This window comes from Fulvivirga lutimaris, from assembly GCF_009711525.1.
Taxonomy (GTDB): domain Bacteria; phylum Bacteroidota; class Bacteroidia; order Cytophagales; family Cyclobacteriaceae; genus Fulvivirga; species Fulvivirga lutimaris.
The window spans coordinates 34,141-57,737 of the sequence record NZ_SMLV01000430.1 but is presented as its reverse complement, the minus strand read 5'-3'; the positions used below and the strand labels follow the sequence as shown (position 1 = coordinate 57,737).

19 protein-coding genes are annotated in these 23,597 nt (G+C 39.9%); 8 read left to right on the top strand and 11 right to left on the bottom strand.

Annotation, left to right across the window (positions count from 1 at the left end; all coding sequences use genetic code 11):
• The 5 genes from E1140_RS19140 to E1140_RS19120 form a co-directional block, all read right to left on the bottom strand.
• Positions 1–265: hypothetical protein (locus E1140_RS19140; RefSeq protein WP_155187946.1), on the bottom strand; the 265-nt coding region annotated here is incomplete at its 3' end.
• 4 nt (positions 266–269) lie between these two features.
• Positions 270–3,485 (bottom strand): efflux RND transporter permease subunit, encoded by a 3,216-nt coding sequence (locus E1140_RS19135; protein WP_155187943.1) that lies wholly within the window; start codon positions 3,483–3,485, stop codon positions 270–272.
• Between the two features lie 19 nt (positions 3,486–3,504).
• Positions 3,505–4,572, bottom strand: coding sequence for an efflux RND transporter periplasmic adaptor subunit (locus E1140_RS19130; RefSeq protein WP_155187939.1), 1,068 nt, complete (start codon positions 4,570–4,572; stop codon positions 3,505–3,507).
• Positions 4,573–4,575: 3 nt separating this feature from the next.
• Positions 4,576–5,886, bottom strand: a complete 1,311-nt coding sequence (locus E1140_RS19125; protein WP_155187937.1) for a TolC family protein — start codon at positions 5,884–5,886, stop codon at positions 4,576–4,578.
• Between the two features lie 120 nt (positions 5,887–6,006).
• Complete coding sequence (locus tag E1140_RS19120; RefSeq protein ID WP_155187935.1) at positions 6,007–6,597, bottom strand: YkgJ family cysteine cluster protein; 591 nt, start codon at positions 6,595–6,597, stop codon at positions 6,007–6,009.
• Positions 6,598–6,733: 136 nt separating this feature from the next.
• Here E1140_RS19120 and E1140_RS19115 point away from each other — a divergent pair, with 136 nt between their 5' ends.
• The gene (locus E1140_RS19115; protein ID WP_185153680.1) at positions 6,734–8,590 is read left to right on the top strand and encodes a PAS domain-containing sensor histidine kinase; all 1,857 of its coding nucleotides are present in this window, start codon (positions 6,734–6,736) and stop codon (positions 8,588–8,590) included.
• Positions 8,591–8,644: 54 nt separating this feature from the next.
• Here E1140_RS19115 and tpx read toward each other — a convergent pair whose 3' ends face one another.
• Together tpx and E1140_RS19105 are read right to left on the bottom strand one after the other, a co-directional pair.
• The gene (tpx, locus tag E1140_RS19110) at positions 8,645–9,142 is read right to left on the bottom strand and encodes a thiol peroxidase (RefSeq protein WP_155187931.1); all 498 of its coding nucleotides are present in this window, start codon (positions 9,140–9,142) and stop codon (positions 8,645–8,647) included.
• Positions 9,143–9,155: 13 nt separating this feature from the next.
• On the bottom strand, positions 9,156–11,027 hold the full coding sequence (locus E1140_RS19105; protein WP_155187927.1) for a M1 family metallopeptidase: 1,872 nt from the start codon (positions 11,025–11,027) through the stop codon (positions 9,156–9,158).
• 162 nt (positions 11,028–11,189) lie between these two features.
• On the opposite strand from E1140_RS19105, the gene E1140_RS19100 reads away from it, so the two are divergent.
• Positions 11,190–13,169, top strand: a complete 1,980-nt coding sequence (locus E1140_RS19100) for a tetratricopeptide repeat-containing sensor histidine kinase (RefSeq protein WP_155187924.1) — start codon at positions 11,190–11,192, stop codon at positions 13,167–13,169.
• Here E1140_RS19100 and E1140_RS19095 read toward each other — a convergent pair.
• The 4 genes from E1140_RS19095 to E1140_RS19080 form a co-directional block, all read right to left on the bottom strand.
• Positions 13,166–14,332 carry an AIR synthase related protein gene (locus E1140_RS19095; protein ID WP_155187921.1) on the bottom strand — a complete coding sequence of 389 codons (1,167 nt, stop codon included), beginning with the start codon at positions 14,330–14,332 and terminating at the stop codon, positions 13,166–13,168. The genes E1140_RS19100 and E1140_RS19095 overlap by 4 nt on opposite strands.
• 449 nt (positions 14,333–14,781) lie before the next feature.
• A complete protein-coding gene (gene htpG / locus E1140_RS19090; RefSeq protein ID WP_155187918.1) occupies positions 14,782–16,674 on the bottom strand; it encodes a molecular chaperone HtpG in 1,893 nt (630 codons plus the stop codon).
• A gap of 123 nt (positions 16,675–16,797) precedes the next feature.
• Positions 16,798–17,298, bottom strand: coding sequence for a hypothetical protein (locus tag E1140_RS19085; RefSeq protein ID WP_155187915.1), 501 nt, complete (start codon positions 17,296–17,298; stop codon positions 16,798–16,800).
• On the bottom strand, positions 17,299–17,775 hold the full coding sequence (locus E1140_RS19080; protein ID WP_155187912.1) for a DUF4293 domain-containing protein: 477 nt from the start codon (positions 17,773–17,775) through the stop codon (positions 17,299–17,301).
• A 68-nt stretch (positions 17,776–17,843) separates the two neighbouring features.
• Between E1140_RS19080 and E1140_RS19075 the strand changes: the two genes are divergently transcribed.
• The 6 genes from E1140_RS19075 to E1140_RS19050 all read left to right on the top strand — a co-directional run bounded on the left by E1140_RS19075 (position 17,844) and on the right by E1140_RS19050 (position 23,574).
• A complete protein-coding gene (locus E1140_RS19075) occupies positions 17,844–19,043 on the top strand; it encodes an acetyl-CoA C-acyltransferase (RefSeq protein ID WP_155187909.1) in 1,200 nt (399 codons plus the stop codon).
• A gap of 5 nt (positions 19,044–19,048) precedes the next feature.
• Complete coding sequence (locus E1140_RS19070) at positions 19,049–19,735, top strand: HAD family hydrolase (protein WP_155187906.1); 687 nt, start codon at positions 19,049–19,051, stop codon at positions 19,733–19,735.
• A 2-nt stretch (positions 19,736–19,737) separates the two neighbouring features.
• Positions 19,738–20,487, top strand: coding sequence for a tRNA pseudouridine(38-40) synthase TruA (gene truA / locus E1140_RS19065; protein WP_155187903.1), 750 nt, complete (start codon positions 19,738–19,740; stop codon positions 20,485–20,487).
• Entirely contained in the window at positions 20,484–22,262 is a 1,779-nt protein-coding gene (locus E1140_RS19060; RefSeq protein ID WP_155187900.1) for an ABC transporter ATP-binding protein, read from the top strand. The genes truA and E1140_RS19060 overlap by 4 nt, the downstream gene beginning before the upstream one ends.
• 64 nt (positions 22,263–22,326) lie before the next feature.
• Positions 22,327–23,061 carry a hypothetical protein gene (locus E1140_RS19055; RefSeq protein WP_155187898.1) on the top strand — a complete coding sequence of 245 codons (735 nt, stop codon included), beginning with the start codon at positions 22,327–22,329 and terminating at the stop codon, positions 23,059–23,061.
• A gap of 3 nt (positions 23,062–23,064) precedes the next feature.
• Positions 23,065–23,574 carry a hypothetical protein gene (locus tag E1140_RS19050; RefSeq protein WP_155187895.1) on the top strand — a complete coding sequence of 170 codons (510 nt, stop codon included), beginning with the start codon at positions 23,065–23,067 and terminating at the stop codon, positions 23,572–23,574.
• Positions 23,575–23,597 lie beyond the last annotated feature (23 nt).

Here is a 23,597-nt window from a genome sequence, read left to right as displayed (position 1 = left end):
TGCTTAGCACCTCGTTAGTTTGATTAAAATTTTCAATCTCCGTCAGTACTTTTTTTGCATTGTTTTTTGCAACAAAGGCATAGAACAATACAGAATCTGATTCACCTTTATCACGAGCAAACCAATTTGATTGCATGTCTTCACTTGTGCCGTTGCTGTACCCAGCAACAGGCATGGAAGAAAATGCTACTACTTCTGAGTTTTTTAGGATGGATTTAATTGCCTCCTCAAACTCCTTTATGGCAGTTATCATTAATAATTCCATGATCTTAAGCTTTAGTTTTTTGTTCGTTTTTATTCTCCCACTTACTGCGCTCCGTCATATAGTAGATCAGTGGAACTACAATCAGTGTCAGCAATGTGGATACAATTGCTCCAGCTACCAGTGAGATGGCCAAACCTTGAAAAATCGGGTCAAACAATATGATAGATGCACCAATCACAACTGCTCCGGTGGTCAAAAGAATAGGCGTTGTTCTTACCGCTCCTGCGTCTATAATCGCTTGCTTAATAGAGGCGCCTTCAGCCAGTCTGATTTCAATAAAATCGATAAGTAACACTGAGTTTCTTACCATAACCCCAGCCAGTGCGATCATACCAATGAAAGAAGTAGCAGTAAAGAATGCATCCAACAACCAGTGACCAAGTACAATACCCACCAGTGAAAGTGGAATAGCAATCATCATCACTATTGGTGTTTTGAAATTTTGGAACCATCCTACAATCAGCATGTAGATGATGATCACCACCACTAAAAATGCTGCTCCAAGATCTCTAAACACTTCAAGGGTAATCTGCCACTCGCCATCCCATTTAACAGTAAAGTCAGTCTCATCAGAAGGTTGATTGATATATAATTCTCCAATCTCATACCCTTTTGGAAGGTTCATTTGCTTCAACTTCTCTTCCATTCCAAGAATCGCGTAAGCTGGGCTTTCAAGTCCACCAGCCATATCTGCAGTTACATAAACCACTCGCTTTTGATCCTTTCGGTAAATAGATGGATTAAGCGTATCTTGTTTTACACTTACCAGATCCTGAACAGGCACTAAGTTGCCCTGCTGACCTTTTATTTTAATGTCATTGATATCTCCTAATCTTGATTTATCAGCATCCGGAACGCTAAATACAACCCCTACAGGATTCACTGATTTTTCATCATAAAAATTAGTGAATGGGTATTCCTGCAATAGGTAAGTAAGGTTGCCAACTACCTGCTGTGGAACAATACCTCTTAGCATGGCCTTTTCGTAATCAACATCCAGCTTATACTCCACCTGCTTAGCCTCAACTGTCCAGTCGACATCCACCACATCATCAGTATTGATCAAGATGTCCTTTACCTGCTCAGCTACTTTTATCTGTTCAGCATAGTCAGGACCATAAATTTCGGCTACAATAGTTGACAATACCGGAGGACCTGGTGGTACTTCCACTACCTTCACATTAGCATTGTACTGTGCTGCAATTTTCTGAATTTCAGGACGCACCAAAGTGGCAATGTCATGACTCTTTAATGATCGTTCTTCTTTAGGAAGAAGGTTCACCTGAATATCAGCCATATTGCTACCGCCTCTTAAGTCATAATGGCGAACCAACCCGTTGAAGGTAATGGGAGCTGATGTACCGATGTAGTTTTGGTAATCCACAACTTCTGGCACTGTTATCAGGTATTGTGTAATCTCTTTAGCTACCGCAGATGTTCTTTCAAGCGTAGTGCCTTCAGGCATATCAATTACCACCTGAAATTCATTCTTATTGTCAAAAGGCAACATTTTTACAGCCACAGACTTGGTAAAGAACATGGCCACTGATCCTAGAAGTAATAGAACGGTAAGTCCCAACATTACCCATCTTTTCAGGCCACTGTCTAAAAACGGTTGCTCAACAAGTTTGTAAATTCTATAAATGAATGTCTGCTCATTTGAAGGATGTTCTTTACTCTCTTCTTCATGCTTTTCTTGTAGTAAATGATACCCCAAATATGGCGTTACTGTCAGTGCAACAAACAAGGAAAGCATCATTGCAATGGAAGCTCCAATTGGCATTGGACTCATGTAAGGGCCCATCATACCAGACACAAAGGCCATTGGTAATATTGCCGCTATTACAGTGAATGTCGCCAAAATAGTAGGGTTACCAACCTCGTTGATCGCATAGATAGCCGCTTGTTTGAAAGGCAATCTTTTCGATTTGAAATGGCGGTGCATGTTTTCCGCGATAATGATACTATCATCTACCACAATACCCACCACGAAGACTAAAGCGAATAGTGTAATTCTATTCAAAGTGTAACCCAGCATATAATAGCTGAAAAGGGTCAATGCGAAAGTCAATGGCACTGAGAAGAACACTACCAATCCACCGCGCCAACCCATGGCAAACATTACCAAAACAGTAACGGCTATAATGGCTACACCAAGGTGCAGCAATAATTCACCTACCTTGTGAGAAGCTGTTTCACCATAGTTTCTTGTTACCTCTACATGTACATCATTTGGAATTAAGGTTGCTTTTAATGCTTCAACATGATCTATGATCTTGTCAGAAACCTTCATTGCATCTGCACCTTTTACCTTAGCCACAGAGATGGTTACTGCCTGATAATCTGATGGTGCATTAGTATAATTTTCATTGGCCTTGCCATATCCAAAAGACACATAATCCTTTGCTGTGGCAGCACCATCTTCAATACTGGCTACCTGATGCAGATAAACCGGCATATTTCTATTTACGCCTACTACCAAATTTTCAATATCCTCCACATTAGATAGAAACTTGCCGGTGGTCAAAAGATATTCCTGGTCGTTATTCACAAACTTTCCAGACTGAGACGAGCTATTGCTGGCTTTCATGAGTTGCATTATACCCAAAGCATCTACACCATTTTCAGCCATTTTATCAACGTCAACCACCACTTTCACCTGACGGGTTCTTCCTCCTATTTGCTTGGTGATAGCTACATCCTTAACCTTCTCTATTTCTGAAGTAAGCTCTTCAGCTAGTTGCCTAAGCTCAAAGTCATTATAGTTTTCGCTCCATAGTGTAAGCCCAAGCATAGGCACATCATCAATTGATCTCGTTTTGATTACCGGTGGGTAAACTGCTGACGGGAAAATGTCATTGTGCTTCATTAGCTCATCATAGAGCTTTACATATGATCTTTCAATGTCTTCACCCACATAGAACTGCACAATCATCATGGCCTGACCATTCATGGCCATGCTATGAATATGCTCAACCCCTTTAATATTAGCGATGATCTTCTCCAGTGGTTTTACCACCCTGCTTTCCACTTCTTCAGGAGTGGCACCCGGGTATCCAACCATGACATCAGCCATGGGCACATTAATCTGTGGCTCTTCTTCCCTTGGGATCAGGAAAGAGCTGTACACTCCTATGATCATAAGGGCTACCATTAATAAAATGGTGAGCTTAGAGTTTATAAAAAAGTTGGCGATTTTGCCTGATATTCCTTCTTGCATTATTTCTAATCTTTAGCGTTTAGAATGTGACTTTAGCGCCATTGTAAAGTTTGCCATCAGCAGAAGAGATGTAGGTTTCACCAGGCTTTAGGCCAGATAATACCTCAACATCGCCCCCAATGGTTTTACCTAATCGAAGCCATCTTAAAATGGCTACCTTCTCACTGCTCACTACATATACTCCAGATAGCTGGCCCTTGCTCACAATAGCCGATTTATTCATGGTGATTCCTTTTTGTGATTCTGTAGTCTCAGAAAAGCTCACATTAACGAACATCCCTGCATACACATCGCTGGTTGGCTCTTCTAAACTCACTTTCACAATGTATTGACCTGCGGTATTTTTAGCTGATTTGCTTATTTCTGTGACAGTACCAGTAAACTCCTTACCAAGGCTTTTTACTAATACTTTAGCTTTAGCTTCCTGCTTTAATTTTGAAATATCATTCTCAGATATCATTACAGCCGCCTCGTATTGCTTACCCCCTTCAAGGGCAACAAGTGGCATCCCAGGATTAGCCATACCACCTTCTTTTATGAAAGTGTTGGTAACTACACCATCAAAAGGAGCAGTTATATTACTATAAGCATATTGAGCCAATACCTCCTTTTTCATTTGGCTTGCAGCCTCATAATTAGCCTTTGCCATTTCAAATCGAGTGGTCATGTCATCAAGCTCCTTTTGAGAAGCACTATTTTTATCAAACAGCGCCTTGAACCTGTTATAGTCCTTTTCAGCATTCTCTAAAGCACTCTGTGCCTGCGTGATTGAAGCTTCTACCTGTGCTTTTTTAGCATTCAGGTCAGCATTATTGATGCTTATTAGCAGCTGTCCTTTTTTAACTTTCTGTCCAACTTTCACTGGAAGGCTGGTTACAAAGCCCATCATTCTGGTGCTCAAATTAGTGCTGTTCTTAGCCTCAATTGTTCCGCTTGCACCAATGGTGCTTCCCATGCTTTGACTAGATGCCTTGGCAACTTTTACAGCCACTGCCTTCGTATCTGCAATGGTGTGCTGATCATCACTGCCACATGCAAAAACAGTAAGCAGGATTATTAGTATGGTTAAATAATTTATAGTCTTCATTTTCTATTTTGTTAAAAATCTTAAGTATTCTTTAGTGAGATTGTATTCAAATATTGATTGGCGATATTCCAGCTCCTTTTGAAAATATTTGGTTTCAGCAGCTAGCAGATCGGCTGTTTTTTCTAAACCTTCAGCAAAGCGGTCCTTTCTGATTCTGTAAGCCTCTTCAGACTGCTCCAACGCCTGACCAGTTAACCTTACTTTATTTTGCAGGTCATTTAGCTGACGGATTGTTTTATCCAATTCCATCTGCTCTTTGCCTTTATATTGATTGTTTTCAAATCTGGCTTTTTCAAACTGCGCTTTTGACTTTTGTATTTTGCCGATGGTGCGAGATCCATCAAAAATATTCCATGATAACTGAGCCCCTACTATGTAGCCTGAAGCACCGAAACCAAAAAGGGCTTCATCATATAATTGATAACTACCGAAAGCATTTATCCTTGGTATAAGGCTCATCTTATCTGATTTTAGCATGGCCTGATAACCCTCCTCAGCTTTAGACATTGCGGTTACGTCCTTACGGCTATCAGATAATTGGTCGTCAAAAGTTTCTATTTCGACAGATGCTGCTGAACGCTCTGATGGTCTGTAGATAATCCCTTGATCCTGTGTGCCAAATAAGAAACCTAAGTATGCTGAAGCATTCTGAACATTTGACTCGGCAAAACGGAGCTGACTTTCTACCTCACTCACCCTCACCTTAACGGCCAGTACATCAGTTTTTTGAACCAACCCCTGATCGTTGTAATCATTGATAACTCTTAACCCTTCTCTCGCTGTTTTCTGTGCCTTTCTTAGTACACTTACAGCCTCATAACTGAGTTGCAATTGCATATAGGCTTTTAAAACCTCAAGCTCAAGATATTCTGAAGTTCGTTGGGCTTGTAAAACCTGTGCTTCTGCCTGAATTATTGCCCCTTGCCTCTGATAAGCATAATCCAGATTCAGCAAAGGCTGAAGTATCTGAATTTCTGTGGCAAAATTGGTGGTATTATCAGGGTCATTTAATAAAGCCGGGTTGAAATCAGCCTGTGTTAATATCTCCTGATTTAGCTTTGAGCCAAATGCCATCAATGGGTTATTGGTAACCATAGCGGTATGCGAAGCAGTAATAGTAGGGAGATAAGAAGCCCTTGACTGACTTAGATCGCCTTGTGCTATTTCTACCTGCTTACTGGCTATTTTTAATTGCAGATTACCCTCGTGCACTTTCTGGAGTAATGCTGACTTGTCAATTACCAGTGTATCTTGTGCGTAAGATTTAATGGTAAGAGACCAGATAATAATCAATAATAAACCTTGTCTAATCATTTTATTTAAATTTTCGACAAAGCTATATCGGTGAATTACCGAAATCTGTAACGAATGTTACAGAGCAATAAAATACTGCTCTATTTACTTAAAATGAGCTATTTTCAGATTTGAAAATGGTTATGCTCTTCTTGGCCTACGATAGGCATAATAACTCAAAACCACTTTGAGAGCTTCTTCAATGGCCACATTAATTGGCATTAATTGTCTGCCAAGCTCGGTATCAATGGCTCTTAATTGATGATAAAAATCTGTCATAATTGGAACCCTGCCGCCAGCTTTAACCACATCTTTAGCGGTTTGATATTGCTCGGGAAATTCAGTCTTTATCGTCTTACAAGTAGCCAATTCTAGCTCACTCATTTTGTTTCTGCTAGCAGCAAATCCAAAAAGCCTGCAAATTAATCCACGGTATTGGTATTGTGAACAAAACCCAGGCTCTCCTTCTACCCTCATCGGCCTAAGAATTTTACACATGGTCGTTTCAGAAGCTTGCACCTCCTCTAACCACTGATAAGCAAGATCATTTTTATATAATTCGTAAGCAAAAGGAAGAAACTCCAGTGGGGTGGCCGTGATATTAGGGTTCAGGCAGCAAAGTCCGCAGCCTGATAAGCAATTTAATCCTGTTCCGTTTTTGAAGGAGGCCAGTTCCTTTTCCAGCGCCTTGAATACCTTTTCAACAGCCTGAACTTTCCTATAAATTGACATAGCGCCCAGAGGCGATGCAAAGCTAATCAGTAGCCATCATTAAAAATACAGGTCTTAATTTATATTTATCGCAATTAAATCCGAAGGCCTGATTCAGCCATTTTATTATGATTTTGTCTTATATTACCGAATGGTCTTGGCTAAGAAACATCAGAAATACATAGAAAACTTGTTGCTCGAGGGAGCTAAATTAAAGGCTGTCAGATATATACAAGAGCATGTTGTACCTGATATTTCCAAAGCTGTGGAGTTAGCTGAAGAGATTGATAACACCATTGATGCCGATGCCACATTAAAAAAACTTAATGAAAAGCTCGTTATTCAAAATAATGAACTCGCCAAAAAAGAGAAGCAACTAGAGCAGTCTAACAAGCAACTAAAGCTTAGCGCCAAAAGATTATTTAACTCTCAAAGAGAGATTGCTCAAAGTCAGGAGTTAATCAATTCTATCAACACCAATTTATCAGAGGGCATATACCGCAGTCATGCAGTAGGAGGTTTGGTTTACGTAAACCAGTCCTTTGTAAAGCTTTTTGGTTACGATTCAGTTTCGGAGATGCTTGAAACACCATCAATAGAGCTTTATGCCAATCCTACCTCAAGGAAAGGATTGACCAAGGACATTGTAAAAGACAAGTCACGATCCAATCAGGAGGTACTTTATAAGCGTAAAGATGGCAGCACCTTTTGGGGCTTGAATAGCTACTACCTGACTATTGATGAAAAGGGAGAGGCCGTCTTTGATGGGGCCATCAGAGATATTACAGAGGAAAAGAAGATTCAAAAGAAGATTTACGAAAGCCAACGCTTACTTGAGTCAATCAACACCAACTTATCTGAAGGTATTTACCGTAGTTATAAAAAAGGCGGATTGATATATGTCAATAAAGCCTTTGCCAAAATGTTTGGTTACTCTAGCCCTGAGGAGATCCTTCGGATCAAATCTATCAACTTATATGCTGTTCCTACTTCTCGTGAGGAGCCAATCCATATCATGAGTAAGGATGAAGAACGATCAAATGAAGAAACGTTATTTAAACGAAAGGATGGCTCAACTTTTTGGGGCCTGAACACCTATCTTATTACTACCGATGAAGATGGTAATGAAGTGTATGATGGTGCTGTCAGGGATATTACAGAAGAGAAAATCTATCAGGAAAAACTTAACAAACTAAATGAAGAGCTGCTAAAAAGAAATCAGGAGCTAGCACAGCAGGAGAAGGAACTGGAAGAATCAAATGATGCCTTAAGAGCGAATAGTGAGAGTCTGGTTAAAACATTAGATGAACTTTCTGATAGAAATTTCGAGCTGGATCAGCTGGTTTACAGAACCTCTCATGACCTGCGCTCACCTTTGCGCTCGGTGCTGGGGTTGGTGAATCTTTATAAACTTGAGTCTCCAACAGCCAAACTTGAATTCATCGATAAGATAGAAGATCGAATCCTGAAAATGGATGAGTTCATTAAGTCTATGCTCAACTATTCCCGAGCCAGCAGAATGGGCATTAAAAATGAGGTGGTAGACATTGGGGCTTTAATAAAAGAAAATATTGAAGGACTGGAATTTTTAGAGGGCTTCAAAAGAATGAAGATTACCACAAAAATTACTGGTGACACCAGCACTTTAATTACCGATCAACTGAGATTAAAGATTATTCTGGGCAATATCTTGTCCAATGCCATTAAATACCGAAATCAAGAGTTGTGCACCAACAAGCTTTCAATCAAAATCAAGATTCTAAAAACAAAGGCCACTCTTGTGTTTGAAGATAATGGTATAGGGATTTCTGAAGAATATCTGGGGAAAGTATTTGACATGTTCTACCGTGCCACAGAGCAGTCGGACGGGTCGGGTTTAGGAATGTATATCGTTAAACAATCTATAGACCGACTTGGGGGAACCATAGATATTCAAAGTAAGCTTGGTGAAGGCACTAAAATTGAGATCGAGCTACCACTTAGAACTTTGGATGAAGAGGAGCCTGAGGAATGATAAAAACACCTCCTAATTCTACTCAAGAGGTTATAGGAGGTGTCATTTGATTACTTATAAAGCACCTAAAGCTGCCTCATAATTTGGCTCCTGCCCAATTTCAGGTACAAGCTCAGAATGTATCACTTTATGATCAGCATCCAGAACAACAACAGCTCTTGCATTCAATCCCTTAAAGCCGGCATCTACTAACTCCACACCATAATCTTTGGAATAAGAATCATTTCTGAAACCAGATAAAGTGATAGCATTTTCTATACCTTCTGCTCCGCAAAATCTAGCCTGCGCAAATGGTAGGTCTTTTGAAATGCATAGCACTACAGTGTTATCAAGTGAAGCGGCCTTCTCATTAAACTTTCTGATAGAAGTAGCGCAAACACCTGTGTCTACACTTGGAAAGATATTTAAGACAACCTTTTTGCCTTTAAAGTCACTTAGTGATGCTTCTGAAAGATCATTTTTTACTAAAGTAAAGTCTGGAGCCTGAGTTCCATTTTTTGGTAAGTCTCCATTAGTATTTGTTGGTTTTCCACCTAAAGTAATTGTAGCCATATTTTAGTTTTTATTATTTACTATAATCTAACAACTCATCTAGTGAATTGGTTGAAACAAAGTGATAATTTGGCCTGGCAGTAGTATATATACTCGTTGCCATAGATGCACAGCACTCTGAATTCACCATTTCCTGGTATAAAGGCATTAAGAACTTTCGCCTTCCGGTATTCACCAAAAAGTGAATGAGCTCATCAAATGAAGCCTCATAATTATGCCTAATAGACTGAACCAGCCATTCGGTAAGTACTTCAGAATTGCCACTTTTAGTAAAACCAAAAGCATCATCCAAAGCCTTCATTTGGTCTTTGGTCAAATTCGCTGGAATTGATCTTACAAAATGTAACCATTCCTGTGAAGACCAACCTTCTACTTCAAGATCTGAAGCTTTAGTTTCTGTTAAAAACCTGCTCATCTGCTCATCAACTTTAGCGAATTTGTCAGAGGTTGGTTTTGGAGCATCAGCCGGTAAACCTGGCTGATATATCCACTCTTTAATTTTAGCGGTATCCATCTCAAGGCCATTCTTTTTATAAAGCTTCTCATCAAGTTGTCTGATGAAATTTTCTGTTGTCATCACGGAAAAGGCATTACTGGTAAAATAGTCCTTTAAGAAAATATCAAACTTCTCTCTACCTACCTTCTCCTCCTGACTTCTTAAAAACAAATAACCTTTGTCATAGGCAATTGAGGTTACTCCATCATCAGGGTTTCTGTTAGACAGATCCAATTTCAATCTTGTGTCATCACCTGATCCGTTATTTTTCATGTCTGCAATTTCGGCAACAAGTCCCTGATATGCGAGGCTAGCTTCCATCTCAGAAAAATCACGGCCATACATTTTCTCCATGATTCTATTTTCAAAATAAACCGTAAACCCCTCGTTAAGCCAGAAGTCATTCCATGTAGCATTAGTCACCAAATTGCCAGACCATGAATGCGCCAGCTCATGTGCAACTAATGAAGTAAGCGATTTATCACCGGCTAAAATGGTGGGCGTAGCAAAAGTAAGTTTAGGGTTTTCCATGCCACCAAAAGGAAAGCTCGGTGGTAAAACCAGTAAGTCGTAACGCCCCCATTGATATGGTCCATAGAGCGACTCAGCAGCAGATATCATTTCCTCCAAATCTTCGAACTCAAAGGCAGCGGCATCAATAACTGATGGCTCTGCATAAACCCCTGATCTATCTCCTATAGGCTCAAATTCTAAGTCTCCTACTGAAAGGGCCAAAAGGTAAGCGGGTATTGGCTTGTCCATTACAAAATGGTACTCTCCTTTTGTATTTTTTTCTTGAGGGTTTTCAGCGCTCATCAATGCCAAGAGCTCAGAAGGAACTTTGACATCCGCTTCGTAGGTAAATCTTATACCAGGCGAATCCTGAATAGGCACCCAGCTTCTGGCCAATATTGCCTGTGACTGAGTAAACAAGAAAGGATGCTTCTTGCCTGCTGTTTGCATTGGTGTAAGCCATTGCAATGCTTCAGCATCCGTTGAAGTAGAATAATGGATAGTCACAGAATCCGTTGATGATTTAATAGGAATGGTTAAGGCACTTCCCATGTTTTTATCGGCTTCACCTAATGTAAATTTTGCTTCTTTTTTACCCACCAGCACTTTCTCGATCTTAAGCGCTTTGGTATCCAGAACCACTTCTTTAGCATCATCACCATTTTTAAGATGCAATGTTGCAACTCCATCTATTTTCTTATTTTCGAAGTCGACTACTGCATTCCATTTCAGGTGAGTAACAACCGATTCGGCAGGTTTTGCATAACTATGCTGATCCATTATTATTTCTTTGTTGGTTTCCTTACTCTCTTCATGACTTTCCATAGCGCAAGCTGGTAGCAATAAGGAAATAAGAGCGATTAATTTAAGTTTCATTTTATAACGTTTGTGAACATTGTATAAACCATTTTCCGCATAAACGACTTGAAACTAAAAAATCTTACCCTGTAAGCCACATATTACCATGAATTTATATTTTCTGAGTTAAATTTTTACTATTTTCCACACGTGATCCGATTGGGCAATAACTTACTGATATTGAGCATAATACTCCTTTTTGCCGCCAAGGCAACAGGTCAGAATATGCAATTAATCGATAGCTTAAAGACTGTTGCAAATAATGTTAGTATTGATCAAAAAATCGCGATTTACAATCAGCTTGGTTGGCAGTACAGAAAGCTTCATCCGGACAGCTCTATCTATTTCCTAAACAAGTCAAGGTTACTCATTGATGAAAGTAACAACCTTGAGCTGCTACCTGAATGCTATAACTTTTTAGGAGTCGCCTATTTGTACAAAGGTGATTATCTGTTTTCTTATGATTATCATGAACAGGCCAAAGAGCAGGCATTTAAACAGCAAGATAGTCTCCAATATGCACACGCGCTCAACAGCCTGGGCCGACTATATGAGGGTACTGCTGCTTATGATAAGGCCATTGAATATTATGATGAAGCCTTAATATATTTTCAAAACCTAAACGACAATGTTGGCTTGGCTTATATCTATTCCAGTCTGGCCACCTTTTACCAGAGTCAGAAGAACTTTGTGCGTGCCGAAGAGATGTGTAAGCAAGGGCTGGAGCTCAGAATGCAAGAGGAGTTATGGGCTGGAGTTGCATTTAGCTATTTAGAGCTTGCCAAAATATATAATGATTGGGGTAAACCAGATAAGGCTTTTACCACCTTGCAAAGTGCACAAAAATATAGCCAGCAGGTTACCGCCAATATGGTGTTAAAAGCTGAGGTAAATACCGAAATAGCGAGCCTTTACAGACAGAAAGGGGAATATGCCAAAGCTCAGGAACTAATGAACATGGCACAAAGCACTGCTGAGAGCATTAGCAATCAAAACCTTTTCATGAAGGTTTATTTGGAATTGGGCAGGCTAAATTATGACCTGAAAAAATATGATGAGGCAATCAAATATGACAAAAAGGTAGTAGTGGCCGCGGAAAAGTCAGCTTTTATGAAAGAGCTACGAGAAGGTTATTTAAACCTTTCAAAAAACTATGAGAAAAAAGGTGATATAACCACTGCTTATGAAAATTTTAAAAAGTATAACGAGATTGAAAAGCGCTTTCTAGATACTGAAAAAGCGCGTTTGGCACAACAGCACGAGTCAAGAATAGCACTGGAAACACGAGCTCGCGAAAATGAATTACTGCGCATTGAGCAGCAAAAAAATGAAGAGCTTATAGAAGAGCAAAACTTAAGAAATTATGCGCTTTTAGGTATTGCAGCTTTAATGTTTGTGCTTTTGGTAATGTTCATGATCTACTCATACAGACGCAAAAGAGATAACCTACTCCTGACCCAGCAGAAGGATAAGTTAGCAGACATTAACCTTGAAAAGGATACATTAATGAACATTCTTGCCCATGATTTAAAGGCACCCTTCAACCGGATTTATGGCCTCTGTGATTTGGCCAAGATCGATAAAGGTCAGGAAGAGCAGTATATCAAAATGATGCAAGACATGAGCAGCTCGGGTTTGGCATTGATCAAAAATATATTGGAAGTAAGCAGGCTTGAAACCGGAGAAGTTCTCGCTAACATCAACTCTGTTGATCTTCAGCAACTGTTCCGAACAAAAATTGAAAACTATGCTGATGATGCAAAGGCAAAAAGCATCGACCTGAAAAGTGACCTGAAGCTGGATAGTAATTTTGTCACCAATCAGCTTTTTCTAGAACGGATTATTGATAATCTCATCTCTAATGCCATTAAATACTCAAGCAAGGATTCGGCTGTGGAGGTGAGGGCCTTTAAAAATTCTAATGCTCTAAAGATCTCAGTTAAAGATCACGGGCCTGGGTTTACTGAAGATGACAAGAAAAATCTTTATCAGAAATTTAAACCGCTGTCTGCCAAACCAACTGCTGGTGAAGCTTCCAATGGCCTTGGACTGTCTTTGGTAAAAACCCTTGTTGATAAACTGCACGGCACCATCTCACTTTCCAGTGAAGTAGGTAAGGGAAGCACTTTTAATGTGGAAATTCCGGAGCTGCATCGTTAGTTATAAACAAACTCGCCCTTTTCACTTTTTACAGTTACCTGAGCCTTGTCTGCTCCTTCTACTCTACCAATGATTTTGCCTCTGATGTTGAACGATGCTCCAATTGATATTAAATCCTGAGCGATGCTTTCTGGCACGTACAATTCTAGTCTGTGGCCCATGTTGAACACCTTATACATTTCCTTCCAGTCCGTACCGCTTTGCTCATGTATGGCCTGGAATAATGGTGGGATTTCGAAAAGATTGTCTTTGATCACATGTACATTATCCACAAAGTGAAGCACTTTGGTTTGTGCACCACCACTGCAGTGCACTGCACCATGAATTTGACCCTTGTATTCTTTAAGAATGGCTGTCATGATTGGGCCGTAAGTTCTGGTAGGTGAAAGCACTAGCTTACCCATATCTAAAGGCACACCATCAATTTGATCAGTTACTTTATAACCTCCGGTATATACCAAATCTTCCGGAACAGTTGGATCAAAAGTCTCAGGATATTTGGTAGCATATGATTTATCAAACATATCATGACGGGCAGAAGTAAGACCATTACTTCCCATTCCACCATTGTATTCTGTTTCGTAAGTAGCCTGACCGTAAGATTCAAAGGCCACAATCACATCCCCATCCTGAATATTTTTATTGTCAATAACATCTGATCTTTTCATTCTGGCAGTGACCGTGCTATCTACGACTATAGTTCTCACCAAATCTCCTAAATCGGCCGTCTCACCACCAGTGCTAATGATATTCATGCCATTATCACGAAGCATGTGCAGCACCTCCTCGGTACCTTCAATAATCTCCGCGATAACCTCTCCTGGAATCAGGTTTTTGTTTCTGCCGATAGTAGAAGAAAGCAGAATATTATCCACCGCCCCAACACAAATTAGGTCATCAGTATTCATGATGATCGCATCTTGTGCTATGCCCTTCCAAACGGAGATGTCACCTGTTTCTTTCCAATAGATATAGGCCAAAGAAGACTTTGTACCGGCTCCATCGGCATGCATCACAGTGCAGTAGTTGGGGTCACCACCAAGGTGATCTTCGACTATCTTACAAAATGCTTTGGGATAAAGCCCTTTGTCAATGTTTTTGATGGCATTGTGAACATCTTCTTTAGAGGCAGAAACCCCTCTTTGTGCATAGCGATCGCTCATGAGCAGTACAGATTAAAAAGGAAACGCAAAAATAAGAAAAGTATGGAGAGTTTGGGTTTAATAGGTTGTTAAAGGTTTTAGGATTTAAGCTGCAGGTCATTCGGTATCCAGATTTATCGGGAGTAGGAATCCTTATCAAAACGTGTAACTAAATGGCAAAGATGCCTAACGGCATGACTTATCGATGGCAAGATTTATCCACTAAATCCAAGCCTTGGTTCATGTCACACGAAACAAGCAGTTTTTACATAAACTGGTTTGTGAGGACACAAACCAGAGTGGTCCCATCCCTTCAACCAAGGGAGAGGTTTCCCTAACCTGAAGGGGATTTCTCCCTCGCACCTCAGTCGAAATGACGATAAACAAAAAATCACCGAACAACTTTCGTCATTCGGTGATTTGGTAACAGTCTCCCTTTTCAGGGAGTGCCGGAAATTCCGGATCTATAATTATTCAGCCGCCAGGCTTACACTGCGCTTGATGAAATTGGTAAGATCAGCTCCAGTCAGCATGTTTTGAGAAAGCATTGCTAAATCATAAGCTTGCTTAGCCAATTGCTCCTTCTTCTCTGCTTTCTTAGCTTTCAAAATCTTATCAATCACAGGGTGATTACCATTTACAGTCACTTCAAACTGGTCTGGCATGTTGCCCATCATGGCATAGCCTCCGCCACCCATTTTACTCATGTCCTTCATTCTGCGCATAAACTCAGACATTGTAATAGTTACTGGCATTTCTTCTGGTGCTAAAGAATCAATGTTCACTTTCATGTTCGCATTGTTGATAGCCGTTTCGAAAATACCTTTCACTTTTTCTTCCTGCTCCTTGCTCAACACACTGTCCAGCTTCTCGTCTTTATCAATCAACTTATTGATAGTATCAGCATCAACTCTTTTCAACTGGGTGTTCTCTAATTTCTGCTCCAGGAAGTTCACATAATGGCTGTCTAAAGGACCATCCATCAATAACACATCATAAGACTTGTTCTTAGCAGTTTGGATGTAAGTATCCTGTGTGCCAGGGTTAGAAGTATATAAGTAAATCTTGTTCTTGTCTTTATCAGTCTGATTTGGAGCTACAGCTTCAGCATACTCATCTAAAGTTGAGAACTTGCTATCTACATTTTTGAATAGTGCAAAGTCCTTAGCCTTCTCATAAAACTTCTCTTCGCTCAACATACCGTATTTTACAAATACGCCAATATCATCCCACTTCTCTTCGTAAGCTTTTCTATCTTTTTTGAACAGCTCGCTCAGTTTATCAGCCACTTTTTTAGTAATGTGTGAATTGATCTTTTTCACATTACTGTCAGACTGCAAGTAACTTCTCGATACGTTCAATGGAATATCTGGTGAGTCAATCACACCATGCAATAGCATTAAAAATTCAGGAACCACGTCTTTTACCTCATCAGTAATAAACACCTGACGTGAGTAAAGCTGAATTTTATTTTTCTGTACCTCAAAGTCATTTTTCACTTTAGGGAAGTACAAAATACCTGTCAAATTGAAAGGATAGTCAACATTAAGGTGGATCCAGAACAATGGATCTTCTGTCATCGGATAAAGTTCCTTGTAGAAACTGATGTAATCTTCATCAGTTAATTCAGAAGGCGACTTAGTCCAAAGTGGCTCAGTTTCGTTGATGAACCTGTCTTTAGTTACCGTCTTATATTTTGGCTTACCATCCTTATCTTTTCCATCTTCTACAGACTCATCTCTAGTACCGAATCTGATTTGAACTGGTAAGAATTTGCAATATTTATCAAGGATACCTTTGATTTTAAACTCCTCTAAAAATTCTTCAGAGTCATCTGCAATGTGAAGAATTACGGTAGTACCGCGCTCTTCTTTAGTAGCCTTAGTAATTTCAAATTCTGTAGAACCGTCACATACCCAACGAGCAGCTTCTGATCCTTCTTGATATGATTTAGAAATGATCTCAACCTCTTTAGACACCATAAAGGCAGAGTAGAAACCTAATCCGAACTTACCGATGATGTCCTGAACATCTTCTTTGTCTTTGAATTTCTCAACGAACTCAGTAGCTCCTGAAAATGCGATTTGATTAATATACTTCTTAATCTCCTCGGCAGTCATACCAATACCTCTATCCTGAATGGTAATGGTTTTTTTATCCTTATCGAAACTTACATCAATGGTTGTATCTCCTATTTCTTGTTTCAATTCACCAAGTGATGACAGTCTTTTCAACTTTTGAGTAGCATCAACAGCATTAGAGACCAATTCCCTCAAGAATATTTCATGATCTGAATACAAAAACTTCTTGATGATAGGGAAAATGTTTTCGGTGTGTATCGAAATCGTACCTTTCTCTTCCATTATTTATAATCGTTTACGTGTTAGTTTAATCAGTAATTCGAAACACCCTTTTCAAATACTATTCCACGTCATTTTTGGTGACAAAATGACAGCATAAAGGTAAAAATGAGAAAATGACCTGACTTATTGGATAGGTTTTGTGGCAGCCAGTACAGTTTTGTTCCTATCATGAAGGTCTATGGCCTCATTGCCATACCTATATAGGTCTATGGTTACGATATTGCCTTCCCATCTCACGGCTTCCTCCACTCCTGGCTCTACAGCTTCAATGACAATAAAATCGCCATACTGTTTAACCAGTTCATCTTTCATCCGATCAAAATCAGCCTGGTTGAGTCGCTGAAAATAGAAATCGACATATTCCAGCAAATCATCGCGATAGCCAAGATTGATATCGAATATTTTATTGTCATAGAGCGCTCTTAAATCTCTGTCATCATATTTATAATAATTGACACCAAAAGATATAGTAAGATCTAAAGTAAGCTTGCCGGGAAGGCTTTCAGGAGAGCTCCTGAATTCGAAAGTGTGAAAAGAGGTGATTTTGTCAATATCTACACTTTGCTGTGCCCAACTTCCGGAAGAAGCTATGAGCAGCAGCACTATGGAGATATATATTTTCATTTACCGGATTCTATCTACAGACTTTACGAGTTTATCGTCTTTGCGGATGAATCTATTGGCCAACATGTTAAACATCATGGCAGCGGCCGGAAGGAAAAGGCCTATTCCGAAATTCCCAGAAGCACCTACTTCTTTCATTAATTCTGTAGAAAACCATGCTCCACAACCTAGTGCACCAGCCATAAATAATGAGTTAAGTGCGCCTAACCTCATTTGCATCAAGCGGTCTTTAAATTTGGTAATAGAGACAACGGCAATAATTGCAGAAATTACTGCACAAATAGCCATTGAAGCATATGGAAAGTACACAACTCCGTTTGCTTCATCAGTCGCTTTAAAGTCAATTAATTTCATGGCCATCAGTTGCTGAACTAATTCTCCATTTTCTGCCTTTAATGTCCATACAGGTAAAAATAAGGTGAGTAGCATGAACAGAGCTACGAGCATTAGAAATACGGTTTGAATCCTTTGTAACATATGGCTATTGGCTTAACTTGCAGCGCAAATGTAAATCAAACCGCTCGGTTTTAAAAAGCATTCCTACTATGAAAACAGCCTATATTGTTGATATTTTGAGAACCCCTGTTGGGAAATTTGGTGGAACACTGGCTTCTGTAAGACCTGATGATATGGCCGCCTTTGTCATTAAAAAACTGATAGAGCGCAATCCTTCGCTAGATACGAAACTTATTGAAGATGTAATTTTTGGAGCTGCCAACCAAGCTGGCGAAGACAATAGAAATGTGGCCAGAATGGCCGCGTTAATGGCCGGACTACCGATTGAAACTGGTGGAGTAACGGTCAACAGGCTATGTGCTTCCGGGCTTCAATCTATTATGGATGCTTCAAGGGCTTTGATGCTGGGTGAAGGTGATGCCTACATAGCCGGAGGTGTGGAAAGCATGACCAGAGCACCTTTTGTTACAGGTAAACAAGAGGCAGCTTTTGGAAGAGTTGTTGAGACTTATGACACTACCATCGGGTGGAGGTTTATCAACCCTAAGCTTTCTGAATTATATCATCCTTATGCTATGGGTGAGACGGCAGAAAATGTGGCCGAACAATGGAAAGTGAGCCGTGAAGCACAGGATGAGTTTGCCTTAAGCTCGCAGCAGAAATATCAGGCTGCCCATGAGGCGGGAAAATTTGCTAATGAAATTGTAGCTTACAATGTGCCTCAGCGCAAAGCTGATGACATTATTTTTGATAAAGATGAACATCCAAGATTATCGAGTTTTGAAAAACTTGCAACCTTGAAGCCTGCCTTCAAAAAGGGTGGTACTGTAACGGCTGGTAACTCATCAGGTATTAATGACGGAGCCGCAGCCTGTCTTATTGTAAATGAAGAAACGCTTAAGAAATATAACCTGACACCTATAGCAAGAGTAGCTTCTATGGCCATTGCCGGTGTTACTCCAGAATGCATGGGCGTTGGCCCAATACCTGCCACAAGAAAAGCTCTTAAAAGAGCAGGATTAACTTATAATGACCTCGATGTTATAGAACTTAATGAGGCCTTTGCTTCACAATCAATTGCCTGTATGAATGACCTGGGGTTTGATCCTGCAAAGGTCAATGTAAATGGAGGCTCAATAGCCATAGGTCACCCTCTTGGTGCTAGTGGAACCAGAATAAGCGCCACATTAATTCATGAAATGCAAAAAAGAGCGTCTGCTAAATATGGGTTGGCTACAATGTGTATTGGCGTTGGTCAGGGTGCAGCCATCATTTATGAAAAACTTTAAGAATAATGCCAATAAAAGTAGTAGCCTTTGATGCTGACGATACTTTATGGGTAAATGAAAACTACTTTCGTGAAGCCGAAGGCGAGTTTGTAAAACTAATGGCCACATATGCCTCAGAAGAGGATACAATGAAGATTCTTTTCGAGATAGAAATGCAGAATCTAGGCATCTATGGTTTTGGTATCAAGGGTTTTATGCTGGCTATGGCAGAGGCGGCTGGCAGAATATCTAACGGAAAAGTAACAGCTGCAGAAATAGATAAAATTCTTAGCCTGGGTAAAGCAATGCTCAACAAGCCTGTTGAGTTGCTCGATAATGTTGAAGACATTCTTAAAAAGGTTCAGCAGAGATATAAAGTGATACTGGCTACAAAAGGTGACTTGCTAGATCAGCAGCGAAAACTGGAAAAGTCAGGATTGGAAAAATACTTTCATCATATAGAGGTGATGAGTGATAAAAAAGTAAAGGACTATAAGAAGCTTATAAAACATTTGGACATCCAACCTGAACAATTTTTGATGGTGGGTAATTCATTGAAGTCTGACATCTTGCCTGTGGTTGAGCTTGGAGGCCAGGCCATTTATGTTCCATATGAAATAACATGGCTGCATGAGCAGGCAGCTCCTGAAGAGCAGCATAATGGTAAGTATGTTGAAGTAGCAAAACTTCATGATGTCTTAAATCACCTTTAGCCATGAAGTATTTATTTGAAATAGCATACAAAGGCACCAACTATCATGGCTGGCAAAGGCAAAAAAACGCCATGACAGTACAACAAATGGTGGAAGAGGCTTTTTCAAAAATAATGAGAACCGAGATTTCAATTTTAGGTAGCGGAAGAACAGATACTGGCGTGCATTGCGAGCAACAATTCTTTCATATTGAAACCGAATCTGAGATTCCGGATGCTGATCGGCTCTTATTCAAAATAAACAATTACTTGCCAGAGGACATTGCCATAAAAAATGCCGCTCTTGTTAGTGATAATGCTCACGCTAGGTTCAGTGCATTTTCAAGAAGTTATGAGTATCGTATGACATTGGTAAAAGATCCCTTCAATGCGCCATTGAGGTATTTTTTCAATAGGCCGTTAGATATCAAAACCATGAATGAGGCCGCTGCGTTATTAATCGGTAAACAAGATTTTGAGTGCTTCAGTAGGGTAAAAACTGAGGTCAATAATTTTTTCTGCGATATTACAGAAGCAAAATGGGTTTTAGAGGGCGACAATCTCACCTTTTATATTTCAGCTAATCGGTTTTTAAGAGGGATGGTTAGAGCTATTGTTGGAACTTTGCTTAAAGTAGGATTAGGCAAAATAACTGTGAATCAATTTCAAGAAATTATTGATTCAAAAGATCGCAAGAATGCAGGGGCCGCAGCTCCGGCACAGGGATTATTTTTAACTAAAGTGGTTTATCCACAGGATATATTTATCAACTGACATTGGAAAAAGAAAAAGTAACAAGCGGAAGTATTGTTGATTACCAGGTATTAAAAAGGCTTTTCAAATTTGTTCAGCCCTATAAAGGCCAATTTTATGGATTAGTGCTGCTCACCATTTTACTTGGTATTTCTGCCCCGTTAAGACCATACCTCATTCAATACACTTTAGATAATGATGTAGCCAATGGAGACTACCCGGGATTGGTAAATATGATTTACTTATTGTGCGGACTTCTGGTGATCCAGGCCATCATTCAATATCTGCATACGTACCTATCAGGCTGGTTGGGTCAGTTTATAATACGTGATATCAGGGTGAAGCTTTACAGCCATTTGGTTAAGTTACGTCTTAAGTTCTTTGATAAAACGCCTATTGGACAGTTAGTAACCAGAACCATTTCAGATGTTGAAACTCTGGCAGATGTTTTCAGCGAAGGACTAGCCGCCATGGTGGGTGATTTATTGCAGCTCATATTCATTTTAGGCATTATGATTTATACAGACTGGAGATTGGCATTAATCAGTTTATCAACATTGCCCCTGCTTATTTTAAGCACCTATGTTTTCAAAGAGAAAATAAAAGTGGCTTTTAATGATGTTAGAAATGCCGTTTCTAACCTGAACACTTATGTGCAGGAGCACATTACCGGTATGAGTGTAGTGCAGATTTTCGGTAGCGAAAAAAGAGAATACAAAAAATTTACTGATATCAATCGCGAGCACAGAAGAGCCAACTTGAAGTCTGTACTTTATTACTCAGTCTATTTTCCGGTAGCGGAGATTATCAGTGCAGCAGGTATTGGATTACTGGTTTGGTATGGCGCCAAAGGTGTTATTCACCAAGTGGATACTGGCATTACCCTAGGTATGCTCATTGCCTTTATTATGTATATCCAAATGTTCTTCCGTCCTATCAGAATGATAGCGGATAGGTTCAACACCTTGCAGTTAGGTATTGTGAGCTCTTCAAGAATCATGAAGCTTTTGGACAACAACGAACATATTCCTAACAATGGATCACTAGCACCTGAAAAGATAGAGGGTGCCGTATCGTTTGATAAAGTTTGGTTTGCTTATAACGATGCAGATTATGTATTAAAAGATATTTCATTGGATGTAAAACCTGGTGAAACCATTGCCTTGGTTGGAGCAACCGGAGCAGGGAAATCTTCTATCATTAACCTCCTCAACAGATTCTATGAAATAAATAGAGGAACCATTACTGTAGATGGCAAGAGCATTCAGGATTATGACATCGATAATTTAAGAGGTAATATTGGGGTGGTGCTGCAGGATGTTTTCCTGTTTTCAGATACCATTATGCAAAACATCACACTCGGCAACCCTGACATTACCGAAGAAGATGTAATGGAAGCGGCAAAGCTTGTAGGTGCTAAAAAATTCATAGAGAGACTTCCAGGAGGCTTAAATTATAATGTAATGGAACGTGGGTCAACACTTTCTGTGGGTCAGCGCCAGCTAATCTCCTTTGTGAGAGCAATGGTTTATAATCCAAGAATACTGGTACTCGATGAGGCCACTTCTTCTGTAGATACAGAAACTGAAGAGATGATTCAGAAGGCCATTGATAAAATGATGTTCGGCAGAACATCCATTGTAATTGCTCACAGGTTATCTACTATTCAGAAGGCCAACAAGATTATAGTGCTCGATAAAGGGGAGATTAAAGAAGAAGGAACACACGATGAGTTGTTAGAACTAGGCGGATACTATACTCAACTGCATAAAATGCAGTACAAAGAAATTGTATAATTCGATTAGCAATCAATTCACGACATTCGCGAATTAATTATATTGTGTCTAATTTAGCTTGCTGATGTCCAAAACGTTCCGCTATATTTTTATTCTCTCGCTGTGTCTCCTGATGACAGAGGTTGACCTATTTGGTCAGAGTAGAAATAAAAGACGGCCTACATCAACCTCCGCATATCGCGGGCGATATAAGAATATCAAAGTTAGTCGTGCTAAGGCCAAAGTGGTCTGCCCTATTTTTGAAGACAGTCAGTATCCATATCAGGGTATTGGTATCAAAGTAGGAGACCCGTTTGCAATTACTTATAAATTTTATGCGGCAAAAAACTTTGCTATAGCCATTGATGGCGGTAAAGCGGCCAGTGGTTTGTACAGTGGCTATCACAGAGAAAATTTTCAAGACCTTATTGAACCAGACACGCTTGGCTTTGATCAGGGTGTGGGATATTTAGGCCATATTGTGAAAAAAGAATGGGTGTTGGAAGGTAAGGCCTTGTACCAGCGTGATGCTTCTAAAGTGCTAAAAGGGCTGCAGTGGTATGTTGGTGCCGGATGGCAGTGGCGTAATACTGACATACAATACGAATACCTTTTAGAGATCAGTTTTGATGAAAACGAGATCAATATTCTGGATGAAAGTTATCTGACCATGGGGCCTGTCGCAGTATTGGGTATTGAATATTCCTATTTCACCATTCCGGTATCAGCTTTTATGGAAATAGAATGGTACACCGATGTGGTGCAGGATCCGGGGTGGCAGCGTTTTCAGGGAGGTGTTGGACTAAGGCTAATTTTCTAATCAATGAATAATAAGATCAAATACGGTGTCGCGATTCTTGTCTCGACCATCATTGTTATTGCAGTATATTTTGGACTAGGTGGGGCGGAGCCCCTCGTTTTTGAAAAAGAAACCAGACCAATGCTCAAGGTTTATGGCAAGCCCTTTCAGGGAGAATACACTGACCCCACAATAGAAAAGCTGTTTACCGAAGCCCGTGAGTTTGCCATAGCCAATGAAGACGCTACATTAGCCATCATCAATTACAACACGGCAGATATTGATTCAGTAAAACAATTTATTGGCTTTATCTCTGACAAAGACTATGACAAAATGTATGTGGAAATGAAGGAAGTCACCTTTGTGAAAACCAAGATCAATGCCCACAACCTCGTAATGCCACGCCCTGATAAAGTGCTGGAAGAAGCCACAGCATTTGCCAAAGAAAATGGCCTAAAGCTAGATGAGCTTTCTATTGAAGTTTATCATAAGGAAAGTGATTTGGAGGTGTTGTTTCCTTGTAAGGCGGAGTGAGATAATCCTTTCTTTAACAACTC

Excerpts from the sequence above, each read along its gene's own strand:
- E1140_RS19130 (WP_155187939.1), bottom strand. The coding sequence starts at position 4,572 with ATGAAGACTATAAATTATTTAACCATACTAATAATCCTGCTTACTGTT.
- E1140_RS19120 (WP_155187935.1), bottom strand. The coding sequence starts at position 6,597 with ATGTCAATTTATAGGAAAGTTCAGGCTGTTGAAAAGGTATTCAAGGCG.
- E1140_RS19095 (WP_155187921.1), bottom strand. The coding sequence starts at position 14,332 with ATGAGCGATCGCTATGCACAAAGAGGGGTTTCTGCCTCTAAAGAAGAT.
- E1140_RS19070 (WP_155187906.1), top strand. The coding sequence starts at position 19,049 with ATGCCAATAAAAGTAGTAGCCTTTGATGCTGACGATACTTTATGGGTA.
- tpx (WP_155187931.1), bottom strand. The coding sequence starts at position 9,142 with ATGGCTACAATTACTTTAGGTGGAAAACCAACAAATACTAATGGAGAC.
- E1140_RS19050 (WP_155187895.1), top strand. The coding sequence starts at position 23,065 with ATGAATAATAAGATCAAATACGGTGTCGCGATTCTTGTCTCGACCATC.
- htpG (WP_155187918.1), bottom strand. The coding sequence starts at position 16,674 with ATGGAAGAGAAAGGTACGATTTCGATACACACCGAAAACATTTTCCCT.
- E1140_RS19125 (WP_155187937.1), bottom strand. The coding sequence starts at position 5,886 with ATGATTAGACAAGGTTTATTATTGATTATTATCTGGTCTCTTACCATT.
- E1140_RS19085 (WP_155187915.1), bottom strand. The coding sequence starts at position 17,298 with ATGAAAATATATATCTCCATAGTGCTGCTGCTCATAGCTTCTTCCGGA.
- E1140_RS19105 (WP_155187927.1), bottom strand. The coding sequence starts at position 11,027 with ATGAAACTTAAATTAATCGCTCTTATTTCCTTATTGCTACCAGCTTGC.
- E1140_RS19080 (WP_155187912.1), bottom strand. The coding sequence starts at position 17,775 with ATGTTACAAAGGATTCAAACCGTATTTCTAATGCTCGTAGCTCTGTTC.
- E1140_RS19055 (WP_155187898.1), top strand. The coding sequence starts at position 22,327 with ATGTCCAAAACGTTCCGCTATATTTTTATTCTCTCGCTGTGTCTCCTG.
- E1140_RS19135 (WP_155187943.1), bottom strand. The coding sequence starts at position 3,485 with ATGCAAGAAGGAATATCAGGCAAAATCGCCAACTTTTTTATAAACTCT.
- E1140_RS19075 (WP_155187909.1), top strand. The coding sequence starts at position 17,844 with ATGAAAACAGCCTATATTGTTGATATTTTGAGAACCCCTGTTGGGAAA.
- truA (WP_155187903.1), top strand. The coding sequence starts at position 19,738 with ATGAAGTATTTATTTGAAATAGCATACAAAGGCACCAACTATCATGGC.